Origin of the sequence: Rhodococcus sp. NPDC127527 (genome assembly GCF_042672245.1) — a bacterium.
Lineage (GTDB): Bacteria > Actinomycetota > Actinomycetes > Mycobacteriales > Mycobacteriaceae > Rhodococcus_G.
In genome coordinates, this window is record NZ_JBHXVP010000015.1 from 63579 (window position 1) to 82099 (window position 18521).

Genomic DNA, 18521 nt, shown 5'->3' on the forward strand with positions numbered 1-18521 from the left:
GATGGACCAGTTCACGGGACGTTCGAGGGCGCGGCTCGCACTCAGGGGAGCGCTGGCGGTGCTGGTCGGCGTCGTCGTCGCGGTCGTGATGGTGATGCGCGGATCGGGCAACCTGCACCGCAACCCGGAGGTGATCGTCGCGATCCCCGCCTCCGCCGGTCTGATCACCGGGGAGGCGCCGGTGCGCTACTCCGGCGTCAACATCGGTCGAATCGCCGGAATCGACTCGGGCACCACGTCCTCCGTGGTCCGGCTGCAGATCGATTCGGACTCGATCGAGCAGGTACCGTCCGATGTACTGGTTCGGGTGGTACCGCGAACCTTCTTCGGGGACATCTACATCCAGTTGGTGGACGGACCGAACGCGAGGTCGTCTGCGCCGTTGGCGGACGGCGACACCATCGGAGTGGACACCGGTCCGGATGCGGTGGCGCTGTACGGGGTCTACACGAAGATGGTCGACCTTCTCGACCACATGCAGCCGCAGAAGATGCAGACCGCGCTGACGGCGCTCGGCAAGGCGCTGGACGGTCGCGGCGAGACGATCGGCCGGATCGTGGACCGGCTCGGGTCGGCGTCGCAGGCGCTGACACCGTCGGCGCAGCGACTCCTCGACACCACGCCGGAGTTCCGATCGGTCATGGCGGCTCTCGACGCCGCGACCCCGGACGTGCTCGCCACCCTCACGGCCGCGACCTCGGTGTCGCAGAGCATGGTCGAGCACGGTGGACAGCTGACCGCGATGTTCGGCGCGGCGGCGAGTTTCGCCACGGTGACAGCCGCGTTCGTCGGGGAGCAGCGTGACCGGATCATCACCGTGACGGACTCGACCGGCAAGATCCTCGCGACCACGGCGGCGAACACCTCGGGACTGGTGGACACCCTCGCCGGGGCAGAGACGTTCGGTGCGGCGGGCGCGCGGGTGTTCGCGACCGGCAAGTTCAACATCACCGCGGTGCCGTCGTTCGCCGGTCCGCTCCCGTACACGGGCGCCGACTGCCCGCACTACGGCGCCGAGTACGGCGCGGAGTGCGGGCAGTCGCAGCCGGCAGCGCCGCCCGGACCGACGCCGCAGCTCGCCGCGCCGGCGTCCGTCAGCGCCGCCGGTGTCGTCGACGGCGATCGCGAGGCCCCCGTACTGAAGCTGCTCGAGGCGGGAATCGGCGGCGCACCGGCGGGCGCGTCGGCGCCGAACCCGGCCACCACCGTCATGCTCGGGCCGATGATCCGCGGGAACGAGGTGAGCGTGCGATGAAGATCGACTGGGTTCCCGTGGCGAAGGCGATCGGGTTCTGCGTCACCGGGGTGCTGTGCGCCTCCTTCGTGGCGAACACGCTGTCGGTGCCGGTACGCGGGGACACCGATGAGTACACGGTCGAGTTCACCGACGTGGAGGGACTGGGCCCCGGCAACGCGGTCACCATGGCGGGCGTGCGGGTGGGCCGTGTCGACTCGATCGCGTTCGCCGACGCGGGCGGCGGAACCAGCAAGGCCGTGGTGGGCATCGAGGTCGAATCCGGGCACACGCTGTCCCGGGACGTGACGGCGGCCGTCCGGTACGGCGACATGCTCGGAGCGCGCTACATCGCACTGACCCAGGCGGCGGGCGCGGCAATCGAGAACACGGCTGCCGGACTGCCGGCGGCGACGCTGAACCCGGGCGGGGTGATCCCGATCGCGCAGACCACCCCGCCGGTCGACCTGACCGCCCTGATGAACGGCTTCCGGCCGCTGTTCGACGCGTTGGCGCCGGACCAGGTCAATACACTCACGCGCGGATTCGTCGAGACCTTCAGCGGCAAGGGGCAGACGATCGCCACCCTGCTCTCGCAGATCGGCTCGCTGAGCACCGGCCTCGCCGACCGACAGGACGTGCTCGCCCAACTCGTCGGCAACCTGGCATCGCTGCTCGGCTCGGTGAACGCCAGGGCGCCTCAGCTCGAACAGTTGCTCGCCGGTCTCAGCGGGCTGACGACCACCATCGCCGGCAACAGCGACCAACTCGTCGCGCTGCTCGGCGACGGCAACCGAGCGGTCGCGCAGTTGGCGCAGTCCATGGCTCGGTCCAACGGTGCCTTCGGCAAGACGGTGACCGACGTGAAGTCGGTGACCGACAGCTGGATCGCCAGCACCGACGAGTTCAACGCCTTCGTCGCCAAGATGCCGGAGTTCGGGGCCACGATCAACCGGATGGGCAGCTACGGCGGGTTCGTCAACCTCTACCTGTGCAACTTCACCCTGAAGGCGGGCGACGTGGAAGCGAACATCTTCGGACCGACGCACTCGCCGGTGTGCTCATGATGTTCCTGGTCAAGCTGATCGACGTCTTCGTCGGCATGGCGACGTTCCTGTTCAAGGGGGACCGGCGGCCGAACAGCGGCACCCCGATGGCCCTGGGCGCACTCGGGATCGTCGTGCTGGTGGCCGGGCTCGGGGTCGCGATCGGCGCACCGAAGGCGTGGTACCAGATCCGGACTAGTCCCTACGTGGCGGAGTTCGAGAATGCCAGCGGACTCTCGGATGGTGACCCGGTGTACGTCGCCGGGGTGCCCGCGGGCCGGGTGGAAGGAATCGAGCTGGCAGGCGATCACGTGCGGGTCGACTTCCGGCTGGACAACGGGCAGCGGCTCGGCAACCAGACCACCGCGACGGTGCGATTGGCGACGGTGCTCGGCAAGCGCTATCTCGAGGTGGTACCTGGGGGAGTCGTGTTCGAGGACAACGTGGTTCCACGCTCGCGGACCACCGTGCCGTACAGCCTCGACGAGGTCAGCCGGGACGCGACGGCGGCCGCGAAGGGCGTGGACCTCGAGTCGATGCAGGCGATGATGACCACCCTGTCGCAAGTGATGCCGGCCGACTCGGACCAGCTCGGCAAGACCCTGGCCGGGCTGAGTGGTGCCTCGGCAGCCTTCGCCCGCAACGGTCGACAGGTCGACCAACTTCTCGCGATGTCTCGATCGCTCTCCGACCTCGTTGTCCGACAGAGCGAGTCGCTGACCACGACCGTGGCTAACGCGCAGACCGTGGTGCAGATCCTCGCGGTACGCAAGCAAGCCCTGACGCAACTCGTCGACAACCTCAGAGCGGTCCTGTCCACGCTGTCCACGACGATGACCGAGCACCAGGACGAGTTCGGGCAACTGGCCGCGAATCTCGTCTCGATCACCGGCACCCTCCAGAGCAACGCCGAGAACATCGGCAAGTTGATGGAGCGGGTGCCGCCCGCGCTGCGCTCGGCCGCGGACGCGACCGGCAACGGCGCCTGGACCGACGTCAACGCGCCCGCCGCGGTCATTCCGGACAACGCGCTGTGCGCCATCGGAGTCATGCAGGGGTGCCGATGACCACCACCGCCGTACTGCAGCCACCGACCGACACCGTCGACGACCGGGTCCCGACCGATCGCCGCCGGTGGCCGCGGGTCGTCACCGCGCTCGTGCTCGTCGCAGCGCTCGCCACCGCAGGGTGGTTCGTGTTCGCCCACACCGACAACACCAAGACCGTGTACGCGAACTTCAGTTACGTGGGCGGGGTCTACCCCGGCAGCAAGGTCACCGTGCTCGGTGTCCCCGTCGGCTCCGTCACGCGGGTGGAGCCGCAGGGCGCCGTGGTCCGGGTGACGCTGACACTGCCCGACGACGTCGACCTGCCCGCCGAGGCGAGCGCCTACGTGCTCAACCCCTCGGTCATCAGTGACCGTCACGTCGAACTGGGCCCGACCTACTCCGGCGGTCCGAAGCTCGAGGACGGTGCAGAGATCCCCGCCGAACGAAGCCACGCGCCGATCGACTTCGACGGGCTGATGGGCAGCATCAGCACCCTCACCGAGGCGCTCGGGGGTGGGGCGCCGGGCGCACCCGGATCCTCCGGCGCCAAGACCGGCGAACTGCTCACCAAGGCCGCGGACAGCTGGCGCGGACACGGTGAGCAGTTCAACACCGCGGTCAAGAACCTCAGTGCGGCAACGGGAGTGGTGGGCGCCCGCGCCGAGGACATCGGCGCACTGGTGGCGAACCTCAACGCGTTGACGGGTGCGCTCGACGCGAGGCAGGTGAACCTGGACGCGCTGGTCGAGGGACTCGGTGAACTCGGCGACGAATGGTCGGCGAATCGGGTCGACATCGCCGGCCCGCTGCAGGAACTGCGAGTGGTGCTCGACCAGGTCAACGGATTCATGGCCGCGCACGGGGACGACGTCGGCGCGATCGCGGGGAACCTGCGTACCGTCGGCGACACCCTGGCCGCGAACCAGGCGGGCCTGGCGGAGTTCATGGACGTGGTGCCGTTGCTGATGCAGAACCTGTCCAACTCCGTCGGCCCCGACAATCGCGGCCGGATCCGGCTGAACGTCTCGACCGCGCTCACTCAGTTCGCCGTCGCGAAGCCGCTGTGCGAGAAGTACCCGTTGCCGTTGTGCACCGGGGCCGGGTTGACCAACCCGATCTCGTTCCCGGTCAGTGCCTCCGATCCGCTCGGCATCGTCTCCGCGCTCAGCGGGGGCGCGCTGCCATCGAGGGGGAAGTGATGCGCAGCAGTGTGATTCGACTGGGTGCTCTCGGAATCGGGTGCCTCGTGCTCTCCGGGTGCGGGGTGGGGATGCAGGACCTGCCCCTGGGCCGCACCGCGGACGGCCCGGACTATGCGGTGACGTTGCAGCTCGCCACCGCCGAGGGACTGCTGCTCGGCGCCGACGTCCGCAACGGCCAGAAGGTGATCGGCAGGGTCGCGAACCTGTCCACCGACACCGTGGGCGCGCGGGTCCGGCTCAGCCTCGCGCGCGACCCCGAACTGCCCGACAACGTGGAGGCGGCCGTGGAACTGCCGTCGGCGCTGGGTAATCCGTTCATCAGGTTGATCGCGCCCGCCCGGCCGTCGGATCGACCGTTGCGTGAGGGTGACGTGATCGCCGAGTCCAGTACCACCATCGGGCCGCAGATCGAGAGCGCGTTGGCGACGCTCGGCTCGATCGTCAGCGGCAGCGGAATCGGCCAGTTGCACACCGTCGTCGACGAGCTCAACAAGGCGTTTGCGGGGCGCTCCGGCGAGGTTCGCGGGCTGATGGACACCATGACCACCCTCCTGGGCAGCGCCACCGCCAACCAGAGCGACTTCGACGCCGCCATCGACCTCGCCGCACGCGTCACGCAGCAGCTGGCCGGTCAGCAGAAGGTCGTCGACGGCTACTTCGACTCGATGCCGGAAACCGTCACCCTCCTGACCCGGCAGCGGGACTCGATCGCCTCGTTGCTCGCCTCGACCACCACCCTCGCGACCAACACCGACGCAATCCTCGCGGCCTCGCCCCAAGGGCTCGACGGGACCCTCAGGGATGCTTCCGCGGTGGTCTCGGCGCTGAACAGCTTCAACGGCAGGATCGGCACGACGTTGGCCAACATGAACACCTTCCTCGGCAACTTCGGCAATTCCGTGCACGGCGACTACCTGAACTTCGACGGCGCACTGGACATCCCGGGCGGGATCGACAAGCTGCTCACCGGCGGACCGGTGGTCACCGGCCCGGCGACCACGCCCGCCGCGGGCACCCTGACGGCGCTGCTCGCGGGAGGTGTCCGATGAGGCGGCTCGTGCTGGTCCAGCTGATCCTGTTCGCGCTGACGTCCGCGGTGGTGATCCCGTTCGGGATCCACTACGTGCTCGGACCACAGGCGTTCGGAGACTCGATCCGCGTGCACTCCCGGATGACCGACGCCCTGGGGCTGACGGCGGGTACGAGTGTCACCTACCGCGGCGTGACCGTCGGCAAGGTGGCCGGCGTCGCGCTGGAGCCCGACATGGGCGGCGCGCGCGTGGAATTCGACCTGGACCCGGGCACCAGGATTCCCCGCGACAGCGTCGCGAAGGTCGGGATGGGCACCGCCGCCGGAATCCAGAACGTCGACATCTTCCCCAACACCGGTGACGGCCCGTTCCTCGCGAACGGCGACGAACTCGCCGCCCCTGCCGACCAGCAGCCGGTCCAGATGGGCGAGATGATGGTCGAGGCCTCCCGACTGCTCGACGGTATCGACCCCGAGGCCGTCAGTGACCTCGGCACCGAACTCGGGGCCTCGTTCGACGGGCTCGGCCCGGCGATGGCCCGCATGATCGACACCGGCGACACGTTGTCGGCGCAACTCGACGCGCAGGCCCCGATGCTGAAGTCGCTCCTGGACCGCACGGCCGGCCTGGTGGGAACGATGGCGGGACAGGCGGACTCGTTCGTCCACGGCATGTCCGCCGCGCGCAACTTCACCGAACAACTCGACTCGAACAAGCCGGTGCTGGTGTACCTCGCCGACACCTCGCCGCAGGCGCTCGGCAATGCGCAGCAACTGTTCGACCGCTACCACGACACATTCGGGGCCCTGCTCGCGAACCTGGTCACCGTCGAGCCGATCATTTCCGATCGAACCGCGGCGCTGGCGTCGGGTCTCACCGAGATTCCGCAGGGTCTCGGCAGGCTGCAGTCCATCGTCACCGGTGACCGCGCGAACTTCACCCTGGTGGCCACGCAGGGCCCGGTGTGCAACTACGACACCGTGCGGCGGGCGGTCGGGGACGAGAGTCCGACCCAACCGAACCTCACCTACTACTGCCCGCCGGGCAAGAACATCGCGCAACGTGGCGCCCGAAACGCCCCGCGGCCCAACGACCTCGGGCTGCAGAATGCAACGACGCCGGGAACGACCATCGGACCTCCGGTGGTCGACGACCCGATTCTCGTTCCGACCGGGGTCGAGGCGCTCGACCACTGGAAGAAGCTCCTGGAGGAACTCCCGCATGACAAGTGAGCACGTCGACCCCGCCACGACCGCCGTGATGGACGCGGTGCCCGACGAGGAACAGGCGCGGGTGGACGACCCGCGGCCGGAAGCAGACGGGCACGGTGCCGGCCCGGTGCGCCGGACCCTTCGGCGACTGCGGCGCCCGCGCACGCTGGCGGCACTGCTGCTCGTCGTCGGACTGACGGCGGCCTGCGCGACACTGCTGGTATCGGTCCTGCACGCCCGGCAGCTCGACACGCTGCGCGCCGAGGCCGTCGACACCGCGCGCGACTACTCGGTGGCGCTGTCCTCCTTCGACTTCCAGTCTCTCGACGCGAACCGGCAGAAGATCGCGGAGATGTCCACCCCGGGCTTCGCAGACAAGTACAACCAGATGGTCGATGCGCTGCGCCAGATCGTGACGGACGGCAAGGGCCAGGCCACGGCGACCGCCGATCACGTGGCGGTCGAGAGTCTCGACGACTCGGGGGCCGTGGTGCTCGTCTTCGTGGACCAGCAGGCGAAGAACGTCGTCTCGCCGGACGGCAACTCCCAGAAGTACCGGATGGTCGTCACCCTCCTGCGCGACGGCGACCGCTGGGTCGTCGACAACGTCGACACGAAGTGAAGGAGACACCGCGATGCCCACGCACCACACGCCGGACCGGTTGCTGACGACGGCGCAGACGCGGATCGCGATCACCTCGCCGGTACGCACGGGGTCCGCCGCGTCTGCCGACCTCACCGACGCGCTCGACTTCTGGTCCTTCGCGGGCGGCGCGGCCAACGTGATCATGCAACTGGGCTGGCCGGAGGTCGCGTACGGGGTGATCGAGAGCAAGGTCGAGTCGGGCAGCCTGGTCCGGCATCCGTGGAAGCGGGCGCGCACCACGTTCCAGTACCTGACCGTCGCCATCCTCGGGACCGAGGATGAGCGCGCCGCCTACCGGGAGGCGGTCAACGGTGCGCACCGGCAGGTGCGCTCCGACGAGAACAGTCCCGTCAAGTACAACGCCTTCAGCCGTGACCTGCAGCTGTGGGTGGCGGCGTGCCTGTTCATCGGCTTCGAGGACACCCACCAGCTGCTGCACGGGCGGATGACCGGTGAACAGGCCGAGGCGTTCTACCGGTCCTCGTCGACCCTCGGCACCACGTTGCAGGTCACCGAGGAGATGTGGCCGGCGACCCGGGCGGAGTTCGACGACTACTGGAATCACGCGTGTCAGCGGGTGCAGATCGACGACACCGTGCGCGACTACCTGAGGGACCTGGTGGACCTGAGGATGATCGCGTGGCCGATGCGGCTGGTCTTCGGGAACCTCCTCAGCTTCCTCACGACCGGCTTCCTGCCGCCGCTGTTCCGGGAGCAACTGGGACTCGAATGGACCGCGACCGATCGCAGGCGGTTCGAGCACCTGTTCGTGTTCGTGGCCTTCGTCAACCGGTTCCTGCCGCGCTTCGTCCGGCACGGGGCGAACCACGTCCTGCTGCGCGACCTGCGCCGTCGAATGCGGCGGGGGAAGAAGTTGGTCTAGTGGCACACGCCACGCCGGTTGGTTCGCCTGGTCAGATCTACTGGACGGTAGCCCCGGTCCTGGTCAGCGGACAGGATGCGCGGAACTTCGTCGCGCCGTCATCGCACCCGGCAGCACCCGCGTGCGCGCGACGGGCGCTGCGGGTTCGGACCTGACGTTCCGGTGTGGGATGATTTCGGGCGGACTGCCACTCGCGCCAACACGGAGGGCCTGCTGCCGCGGTGGTCGACGAAGTGGTCGATTGCCGGTAGGTGGGTCGAGTGCGGCCATATCATCGTGTGTTGGCGTATTTCTTACGCCGTCCGGCGTGCGAAACGGAGAGGGCGGGCTAACGAAGGGCGGCGCCGACACGATGAGACGAGTGGAGCGATAGGGATCCCTATGCCCTGGACAGACCACGACGAGATACAGCGACGGAGCGTCGTCGAGATGGGGGAGCGAACCTTGGACACCCTGGGTGCAGTCGGAGCAGGTGGAACGTCGGAGGAGGGCTCGCGCATCGACGCGAACCCGGAGGCCTCCGTCCAGTTTCCGCTCTCGTCGGCCCAGCGTGGAATGTGGTTCGCCCAGCAGGCTGCGGGGGACGTCCCGCTCACCATCGCTCAGTACATCGAGGTCGACGGCCTGCTCGACATCGACATCCTCACCACGTCCAACGAGATCACCGGCAAGGAGTTCGGCTCCGGCTACCTGCGACTCGCCCGCGGCGAGGGCATCCCGCAGCAGTTCGTGGACCGGACCATCGACGATCACATCCGCGTCCTCGACTTCTCCGACCGCGACGACCCGGTAGCCGCGGCACAGGAGTGGATGCGCGAGGATCTCGGCTCGCCACTCGACCTGTACGAGGACCGGCTCGTCGTGTCCACCGTGCTCAAACTCGGCGAGCAGCACAGCTACTGGTACTGCCGGATCCATCACATCGCGCTCGACGGGTTCGGCGCGATGACCCTGCTCACCCGCGCCGCGGAGCTGTACACCGCGATCGCGGAGGGGCGCGACATCGAGGCAGGCGACGCCGAAGACCTGGTCAAGATCTACAACAGCGAGCAGGCGTACCGCAGCTCGCCTCGTTTCCAGCGGGACCGCGAGTACTGGGCCGGCCAGGTCGCCGATCTGCCCGCGCCGCTGAGCCTGAGCGGGCGCACCGCGCCGGTGGATTCGCATGCCACCGTGGCAGGCGAGCGGGTCCCGGCCGACACCTCGGAGCTGCTCGCGGCGACGGCGAACAGCAGCGTCGCGGGCGAGACGCCGGCCATCGTGGCGGCGTTCGCCGCCTACCTCGCCGGCATGACCGGCAGTGCCGACGTGGTGCTCAGCCTGCCGGTTTCCGCGCGCGCGAACGCGGTGCTCCGTCGGTCCGGCGGCATGGTGTCCAATGTCGTCCCGATCCGGCTCCGGATCGGCGCCGACACCACCGTCGACCAGCTGATCTCGGAGGCGAACCTCGCGCTGACCGGGGCCCTGCGCAGGCAGATGTACCGGCACGAGGACATGCGCCGCGACGCGGGCACCGTCTCCGGTGAGCGGGGCTTCTTCGGCCCGTCGATCAACATCATGATGTTCCACCGCGAGATCCGGCTCGGTGCCTTCACGGGCCGGTTCAAGGTGCTCAGCACCGGACCGGTCGAGGACCTGGCCGTCAACCTCTACCCCAGCGTGGCCGGCAAGAGCATCCAGATCGATTTCGAGGGCAACCCGAACCTGTACTCCGAGAGCGAGTTGGGCGGCTACCACCACCGGTTCCTGAACTACCTGCGGACCTTCCTGTCCGTTGACGGCTCCACTGTGGTCAACCGGATGGAACTGCTCGCGGACGGCGAGGCGCAGCAACTGCTTGCCGCCGGTGCCGGCGCCCCGGTGCCCTTCGACTCGGACATCACCGACCGCTGGGACAGCTGGGTCGCCGCCGACCGGTCGGCAGTGGTCGCGGTCGCGGGCGAGCTGAGCGTCACCCGCGGCGAACTCGACCGTCGGGCCAACCGGCTGGCCCGTGAACTGGTCGGTCGGGGGGTGGGCGTCGACGACGTCGTCGCCCTGATCGTGCCGCGGTCGATCGACTGGCTCGTCAGCATGCTGGCGGTGTGGAAGGCCGGTGCCGCGTACGCGCCTGTCGACGTCGCCGCGCCCGTCGAGCGGGCGCAGGCCCTCCTCGAGGACTGCGACGTGCGATGTCTCGTCGCGACGAGCGCCTGGGCAGGCGCCGCCGGATACGACGCCTCGATGATCCTGCTCGACGACCCGATTGCGCAGGCCCGCATCGCGGACCTCGACGCCTCGCCCGTGCCGAAATCCTGGGACCGTGAGGCGGACACCCGGCTCGCCTACGTCATCTCGACCTCCGGCTCGACCGGGCGTCCCAAGCCGACCCTGGTCCCGATGCGCGGATTCGCGAACATCGTCGAGTGGTACCGCGGCGAGCTCGGCCTGGCCGAGGGCGACGGTGTCCTGGTGGGCAACGCCACGGTGTTCGACCAGACGCAGAAGAACGTGTGGGTCGCGCTGGCCGAGGGTGCGGTGCTGCACCTGCCCGCCGAGGGCTTCGACCCGGTCGAGATCCTGAGCATCGTCGAGCGCGGGGACGTCGCGATCGCGAACATGTCCCCGAGTGCGTTCAACGTGCTGCTCGACCACGACACCCGGGCCGTGCTGCCGCGCCTGCGCGCGGTGTTCCTCGGCGGCGAGGCCGTGCGTCCGCACCGCCTGGCGCAGCTCGAGGCCGCCGGGGTGCGGCTCTACAACAACTACGGTCCCACCGAGGCGACCGACATGGTCACCTCGCATCGGATCGCCGCCGTGGACACCTCCTACCCGGAGGGGCGGATCGCGATCGGCGAGCCGATCGGCAACCTCGACGTGTACGTCCTGGACCCGCAGCTACGGCTGGTGCCGCCCGGCGTCACCGGCGAGCTGTACGTCGGCGGCGAGGGCGTGGCGCGCGGCTACGGCAGCCGGTTCGCCCTGACGTCCTCGATGTTCGTGGCGAACCCGTTCGCCGCCGACGGCGGACGGATGTACCGCACCGGCGACGTGGTGTGGTGGAATGCCGCCGGCGAGCTCGAGTACCAGGGCCGCAGCGACTTCCAGGTCCAGATCCGCGGGCTCCGCATCGAGCTCGGCGAGATCGAGGCGGTGCTGCTCGGTCACCCCGACGTGGTCCGGATCGCGGTGCTGATGCACGAGGGCGAGCTCGGTCAGCGCCTGATCGGGTACGCGGTCCCCGCACCCGGCGTCGAGCTCGACGTCACCGGCTTGATCGAGTACGCCGGGCTGCACCTGCCGAGCTACATGGTGCCGTCGACGATCGTCACGCTCGACGACCTGCCGCTCAGCGCGAACGGCAAGATCGATCGGAAGTCGTTGCCGGAACCGGACTTCAAGACCCGGACGGTGGAGTACGTCGCACCGGTCACGGAGCTCGAGAAGACAATCGCGACCGTCTTCGGCGACGTGCTCGGCCTCGGCGAGGTGAGCATCGAGGACAGCTTCTTCGCGCTCGGCGGCGACAGCATCATGTCGATCCAGCTGGTGTCCCGGTCGAAGGAGGCGGGCGTCGTCTTCAACACCCGCGACGTGTTCGACTGCAAGACCGTCGCCCGGCTCGCCGAACTGGTCACCCAGCGCGCCCTCAGCAATGACGTGGCGTCGGTGCTCGAGGAGCTGCCCGGCGGCGGCGTCGGCGAGCTGCCGCTGCTGCCGGTCGGACGCTGGATGCTGGACCAGGGCCCGTTCGCGCGCCGGTCACAGGGGATCCTGCTCAACCTGGCCGGGGACCTGTCCGAGGAGGTCCTCGGCGGCGCGCTGCAGACAGTCCTGGACCATCACGACGCACTGCGGTCCCGGCTGACCCGGACCGACGACGACTGGACCTTCGAGGTCCGGGAGGTCGGCTCGGTGCAGGCCGCCGACGTGCTCACCCGGGTGGACGTCACCGCCGAACCCGGCACCGCCGAGTTCGAGTCGACCGTCGCGGAGCAGCTCGACGCGGCCGCCGGCCGCCTCGACCCGGCAGCCGGCTTGCTGGTCGCGGCCGTGTGGCTGCGTGCACCGTCCGGCGCCGCCCGCCTGCTGCTGGTGATCCACCACCTCGCGATCGACGGCGTGTCCTGGCGTGTCCTGCTGCCGGACCTGGCGATCGCGGCTACCCGTGTCGCGGTCGGTCGGCCGTCGCCGCTCGAGCCGGTCGGCACCTCCGTGCGCCGGTGGGCGCACGCGCTGCGGGACGAGGCCCGGAGCGATGCTCGCGCAAGCGAGTTCGACCACTGGCAGCGCACCCTCGAGGCGCCGGACCCGGCGCTCGGTGCGCGTGCCTTCGACCCGGCGCGTGACACCTCCGCGACCGCACGGACGGTGCGCATCGACCTCTCCCCGGAGGTCACCCACGCCGTGCTCACCAGCGTGCCCCGCGCCTTCCACGGAGGTGTCAACGACGGTCTGCTCGCGGCGCTGCTGCTGGCGGTGACCCGTTGGCGCCGCGACCGCGGGGTGGACGAGTCCTCGGTGCTGCTGGCGCTCGAGGGTCACGGCCGCGACGACGACGTGATCGTCGGCGCGGACCTGTCCCGGACGGTCGGCTGGTTCACCAACATCTTCCCGGTGCGGCTGGACCTCGACGGGCTCGACGTCGACGAGGCCCTCGACGGCGGTCCCGCGGCGGGATCGGTGGTCAAGGCAGTCAAGGAGCAGCTGCTGGCGGTGCCCGACGGCGGCATCGGCTACGGGCTGCTGCGGCACCTGCGCGAGGACACCGGCAGCCGGCTCGGCGAGCTTCCGACGCCGCAGATCATGTTCAACTACCTCGGCCGCACCGCCGCGGCGCTGGGTGAGGACCTCGCGGGTGCGCCGTGGACGCCGGACGACTCCGTCGGCATCGGCGGCTTCCTGTCGGCGCACGACACCGACGCGGCACTCTCGGCCACGGTCGAGGTCAACGCCGGCATCGAGGGCGAGGGCGCAGGCGCGCACCTCGCGGCGTCGTTCACCTACGCGTCCGAGTTGCTCACCGAGGACGAGGCCGAGCATCTCGCGCACTGGTGGGCGCGCGCACTCGAGGCCGTGGCGACCCACGCCTCCGACGAGACGGCAGGCGGCCTGACGCCGTCGGACCTGGACCTGGTGACGCTGTCGCAGAAGCAGGTGGAGCGGCTCGAGCAGCGCTACCCGGCGCTCGTCGACGTGTGGCCGCTCTCGCCGCTGCAGCACGGCATGTACTTCCACTCGCTGCTGGCCGAGGACGTCGACGTCTACACCGCCCAGATCGTGCTCGAACTGGGCGGCGCGGTGGACGCGGACCGGATGCGCGCGGCCGGGCAGGCCCTGATCGACCGGAACGAGGTCTTCCGCACGGTCTTCGTGCAGGAGGAGGAGGGCGGCGAGGTCCTGCAGGTGCTGCTCGACGACGTGGCGCTGCCGTGGACGCAGACCGATCTGTCGGTGCTGCCTGCCGACGTGCGGGCCACCGAGCTGGCCCGGCTGATGCAGGTCGACCGGGCCACCCGGTTCGACCTCACCACCGCGCCGCTGACCCGGTTCCACTTGATCCGCACGGACGCGGACAGGTGGGTCCTCACGGTCACCAACCACCACATCCTCGCGGACGGCTGGTCTACGCCGCTGATCGTGCGCGACCTGCTCACCCTGTACGCCGCGTCCGGTTCGTCCGACATGCTGCCGCGGGTGCGCACCTACAAGGACTTCCTCGCGTGGCTCGCGGTGCAGGATGCCGAGTCCAGCCGCGCGCAGTGGCACCGCACCCTCGCCGACGTGGAGGAGCCGACGATGCTGGCCGCCCGTGCCGGCGCGGAGTCGGTGGTCGCCGCGTCCGACGACGTCTCCGTGGTGCTCGACGCCGACCTGGACGGTCGGCTGGGGCAGCTGGCGCGCCGGCTCGAGGTCACCACCAACACGCTGCTGCAGTCCGCGTGGGGCGTGGTGCTCGCGCAGCTCACCGCGCGTGACGACGTGCTCTTCGGCGCCACCGTGTCGGGTCGGCCGGCGGAGCTGGCCGACGTCGAGTCGATGGTCGGCCTGTTCATCAACACCGTCCCGGTCCGGGTGAGCGTCGACCCCGAGGAGTCGGTGGCGCAGCTGCTGACGCGGGTCCAACAGGAACAGGCGCAGCTGCTCGGTCACCAGTACGTCGGCCTGAGCGAGATCATCACCGCCGAGGGCAAGGGCGACCTGTTCGACACCCTGCTGGTGCTCGAGTCGTACCCCGTCGACCGGCAGGGCGTGACCGACGAGTCGGACATCGCGGGCCTGCGGCTTCTCGACGTCGGTGTGCAGGACGGCTCGCACTACCCGTTGGCGGTCGTCGGAATCCTCGGCAGCACACTGGAACTGAACTTCAAGTACCTGCCGACGGCGTTCTCCCGCGAGGACGTCGAAGGGTTCCAGCGCCGGCTGCTGACGGTGCTCGAGGCCTTCGCCACCGACAGCGACGCGAAGGTCGGCGCGCTCGACCTGCTCGATGCCGCCGAGCGCGACCGCCTCGTCCCGGTCCGCGGTGCGGGCGGCACCGCAGGCGCACCGTTGCCCGAGCTGATGGCGGCTGCGGTCGCGGTGAACCCGGCCGCACCGGCGCTGGTGGCAGGCGACCGGGAACTGACCTACCGCGAACTCGACGAGCGTTCGAACCGGGTGGCGCGGGCGCTGATCGACGCGGGCATCGGGCCGGAGGCCTTCGTCGCGCTGGCTCTGCCGCGATCCGTCGAGTCGGTGCTCGGCGTGTGGTCGGTGACCAAGGCGGGCGGCGCCTTCCTGCCGATCGACCCGGCCTACCCGGCCGACCGCATCGAGCACATGGTCTCCGACTCCGGCGTGCGGTTCGGCCTGACGCTCGCCGCACACCGCGACGCGCTACCCGACTCGGTGGACTGGGTGGTCCTGGACGACCCTGCCTTCGAGGCGCGGTGCGCGCAGTTGCGGGCCGACGCGATCGTCGACGAGGACCGGCTCGCGCCGCTTCGTCCCGAGCACACCGCCTATGTCATCTACACCTCCGGCTCGACCGGGCTGCCGAAGGGCGTCGTGGTGACCCACGCCGGCCTGGAGAACTTCGCGACCGAGCAGCGGGAGCGCTACTCGGTGACGAGTTCGTCTCGCTCCCTGCACTTCTCGTCACCGAGCTTCGACGCCTCGGTGCTCGAGCTGCTGCTCGCGGTCGGTGCCGGCGCGACCATGGTGATCGCGCCGACGGAGATCTACGGCGGCGACGAACTGCGCGCTCTCCTCGACTCGCAGCGGGTGACGCACGCCTTCGTGACGCCCGCGGCGCTGGCCACGGTGGACCCGGCCGGCCTCGACGCGGTCACCGCCGTGATCGTCGGCGGCGATGCCTGCGGCCCCGACCTGGTTTCGCGCTGGGCCGTCGGCCGTTCGATGTTCAACGCCTACGGGCCCTCCGAGGGCACGGTCGCCACGAACATCAGTGCCGCCCTCGTCCCCGGCGGTCCGGTGACCATCGGCGGCCCGATCCGCGGCGTGTCCGCGGTGGTACTGGATTCGCGGCTGCGGCCGGTTCCGGTCGGCGTCTCCGGTGAGCTCTACGTGTCCGGCCCGGCGGTGGCCCGCGGCTACCACGGGCGGTCGGCGCTCACGTCGGATCGCTTCGTGGCCAACCCGTTCGGGGAGGCCGGCGCACGGATGTACCGGACCGGCGACGTGGTGCGCTGGGTCGAGGCGTCCGGGGCCGAGACGAGCGAAGCGGGGGATGTGACCGCGGGCCTCGAGATCGAGTACGTGGGACGCAGCGACTTCCAGGTGAAGGTGCGCGGTTTCCGGATCGAGCTCGGCGAGATCGACGCTGCGCTCGACGCGCACGCCGCGGTGGACTTCGCGGTGACCGTCGGCCGACCCGGTCCGACCGGCGATGTCCTGCTGGCGTCGTACGTGGTGCCGGTGGCCGGGCAGACCGTCGAGGCCGCCGAACTCAAGGAGTTCGTCGGCGCGACGCTGCCGAGCCACATGGTGCCGTCCGCGATCGTGCTGCTGGACGCGTTGCCGCTCACGGTCAACGGCAAGCTCGACCGTAAGGCGCTGCCGGACCCGGACTTCGGTTCCGACGCGGGCGAGTACGTCGAGCCCGGCTCTCCGGTCGAGGTGGCCGTGGCAGGCGTCTTCGCCGACGTGCTCGGGACCGACCGGATCTCCGCGACGGCCTCCTTCTTCGCGTTGGGTGGCAACTCGCTCTCGGCGACCCGGGTGATCGCCCGGGTCAACTCGGCGGTCGGTTCCGCGCTCGGGGTGCGGGACCTGTTCGAGGCGTCGACGGTCGCCGAGCTGGCTGCCCGGGCGGTCAGCGCCCAGGGCCGCGCCCCGCGGCCGCCGCTCGTTGCCGCGGAGCGCCCGGAGCAGGTGCCGCTGTCGCTGGCGCAGCAACGGATGTGGCTGATCAACCGGCTGGACCCGGCATCGGCGGCCTACAACATCGCGATCGCGGTCCGGCTGTACGGCCGCCTCGACTTCGACGCGCTCGAGTTGGCCGTGGGCGACGTGCTGGCCCGCCACGAGTCGGTCCGCACGGTGTACCCGGACGACGAGGGGGTGCCGCGGCAGGTCGTGCTGCCCGTCTCGTCGGTCCAGATCGATCTGGTCCCGGTGCCGGTCGAGGGGGACGCGGTCACCACCGCGCTGGTGGAGTTCGCCTCGCAGGGCTTCGACGTCACCACGACCCCGCCGCTGCGCACCCGGCTGCTCCAGGTCGACGACCAGGAGTACGTGCTGGCGCTGGTCGTGCATCACATCAGCGCGGACGGTGCGTCGATGGGTCCGCTGGCCCGCGACGTGATGCTGGCGTACGGCCAGCGGGTGACCGGCCACGCCCCGGAGTGGACGCCGCTGGCCGTGCAGTACGCGGACTACGCGCTGTGGCAGCGCGAGGTGCTCGGCGCCGAGGACGATGCCGAGTCGCTGGCTGGGCGTCAGCTCGACTTCTGGGAGGGAACCCTCGCCGGCATGCCCGAGCTGATCGAGCTGCCCACCGACCGCCCGCGGCCGGCCCGGCTGTCGATGCAGGGCGGGAAGGTCGACTTCGAGATCGACGCCGACCTGGTGACCGGTCTGAACGAGATCGCCCGTCGCAGCGGTGCCACGCTGTTCATGGTGATGCACGCGGCGCTCGCGACGCTGCTGTCCCGTCTGACCTCGAGCGAGGACATTGCGATCGCGACCGCGGTGGCCGGTCGTGGTGAGGCCGAACTAGACGAGATGGTCGGCATGTTCGTCAACACCCTGGTGCTGCGCACCGAGGTGGATGGCGGCCTCGGTTTCGGCGAGGTCGTCCAGCGGGCCAAGAAGACGGACCTGGAAGCGTACGCGCACGCCGACGTCCCCTTCGACAGCGTGGTGGAGCGGCTGAACCCGGTGCGGTCTCCGTCGTACTCGCCGTTGGCCCAGGTCATGCTCTCGTTCGAGAACCTGGGCAGGCCGACGCTGGAGCTGCCGGAGCTGACCGCCACCGAGTTCGACAGTGGGCTCGTCGCGGCCAAGACCGACCTCAAGCTCACCCTCGTGGAGAACCGGGACGAGGCGGGTGCGGTGGCGAGTGTGTCGGCCTCGTTCTTCTACGCGACCGACCTGTTCGACGAGGCGACGGTGATCCGGTTCGCGGACCGGTTCCTGCACCTCGTCCGGACCGTGGTGGCCGACGTGGACGCCGTGGTCGGTGACATCGACATCTGGGATGCCCCGGAGGTGGTCGGTCGCACCGCCGCCGCGCCGACCGTCGACGACCTGCCGCGGCTGGTGGCCGCGGTGGCCGAGTCCAACTCGGACGCGATCGCGCTCGAGCACGACGGCGTGAAGGTCACCTACGGCCAGATGGACGAGCGGCTGAAGCTGTTGACCGCCTCGCTCGCGGACCGGGGGATGGCGGTGGAGGCCATCGTCACCACCGCGTTGACCAGCCTGGTCCCGACGATCCTGCTGGCTGCGGGCGGTAGCGGGGCCGGGGACGGCTTCGCGGACGTGGTCGACAAGCTGGTGGCCGATGCCCACGCCCTCGTCGAGGCCGGGTCGGCCGACCCGATCGGACTGGTCGCGGGCCGCTGATCCTCCGGTCGTGCTGTCGGGATAGTCCCGTATCTTTGACCCAGTCGCGGGGGGCCAAGGGATCTGGCGCCCGCGACACCAAGTCGGTGGGGCCGTCATAGCAACTCGAGCAACCGACGCAACCTAAACGAAAAGAAAGTGGTAGCCAGCTTTGTAGGCACTTTTGTGT

Annotated in this window: 9 protein-coding genes; all 9 read left to right on the forward strand. The window is 70.0% G+C overall.

The window, feature by feature from the left end; translation table 11 throughout:
* The first annotated feature begins 1 nt into the window (after window position 1).
* The 9 genes from ACFVH2_RS21425 to ACFVH2_RS21465 all read left to right on the forward strand — a co-directional run bounded on the left by ACFVH2_RS21425 (window position 2) and on the right by ACFVH2_RS21465 (window position 18352).
* On the forward strand, window positions 2-1255 hold the full coding sequence (locus tag ACFVH2_RS21425) for an MCE family protein (RefSeq protein WP_378426195.1): 1254 nt from the start codon (window positions 2-4) through the stop codon (window positions 1253-1255).
* A complete protein-coding gene (locus ACFVH2_RS21430; protein ID WP_378426197.1) occupies window positions 1252-2301 on the forward strand; it encodes an MCE family protein in 1050 nt (349 codons plus the stop codon). The genes ACFVH2_RS21425 and ACFVH2_RS21430 overlap by 4 nt, the downstream gene beginning before the upstream one ends.
* Window positions 2301-3347, forward strand: coding sequence for an MCE family protein (locus ACFVH2_RS21435; RefSeq protein WP_378426245.1), 1047 nt, complete (start codon window positions 2301-2303; stop codon window positions 3345-3347). The genes ACFVH2_RS21430 and ACFVH2_RS21435 overlap by 1 nt, the downstream gene beginning before the upstream one ends.
* A complete protein-coding gene (locus tag ACFVH2_RS21440) occupies window positions 3344-4528 on the forward strand; it encodes an MCE family protein (protein ID WP_378426199.1) in 1185 nt (394 codons plus the stop codon). The genes ACFVH2_RS21435 and ACFVH2_RS21440 overlap by 4 nt, the downstream gene beginning before the upstream one ends.
* Window positions 4528-5580 (forward strand): MCE family protein, encoded by a 1053-nt coding sequence (locus ACFVH2_RS21445; RefSeq protein WP_378426201.1) that lies wholly within the window; start codon window positions 4528-4530, stop codon window positions 5578-5580. The genes ACFVH2_RS21440 and ACFVH2_RS21445 overlap by 1 nt, the downstream gene beginning before the upstream one ends.
* On the forward strand, window positions 5577-6794 hold the full coding sequence (locus tag ACFVH2_RS21450) for an MlaD family protein (RefSeq protein WP_378426203.1): 1218 nt from the start codon (window positions 5577-5579) through the stop codon (window positions 6792-6794). Before ACFVH2_RS21445 ends, ACFVH2_RS21450 begins: the two co-directional genes overlap by 4 nt.
* Entirely contained in the window at window positions 6784-7395 is a 612-nt protein-coding gene (locus tag ACFVH2_RS21455; RefSeq protein WP_378426204.1) for a mce associated protein mas1a, read from the forward strand. The genes ACFVH2_RS21450 and ACFVH2_RS21455 overlap by 11 nt, the downstream gene beginning before the upstream one ends.
* Before the next feature lie 13 nt (window positions 7396-7408).
* Window positions 7409-8302, forward strand: coding sequence for an oxygenase MpaB family protein (locus ACFVH2_RS21460; protein ID WP_378426206.1), 894 nt, complete (start codon window positions 7409-7411; stop codon window positions 8300-8302).
* A 429-nt stretch (window positions 8303-8731) separates the two neighbouring features.
* On the forward strand, window positions 8732-18352 hold the full coding sequence (locus tag ACFVH2_RS21465; RefSeq protein WP_378426208.1) for an amino acid adenylation domain-containing protein: 9621 nt from the start codon (window positions 8732-8734) through the stop codon (window positions 18350-18352).
* The last annotated feature ends 169 nt before the right edge of the window (window positions 18353-18521 follow it).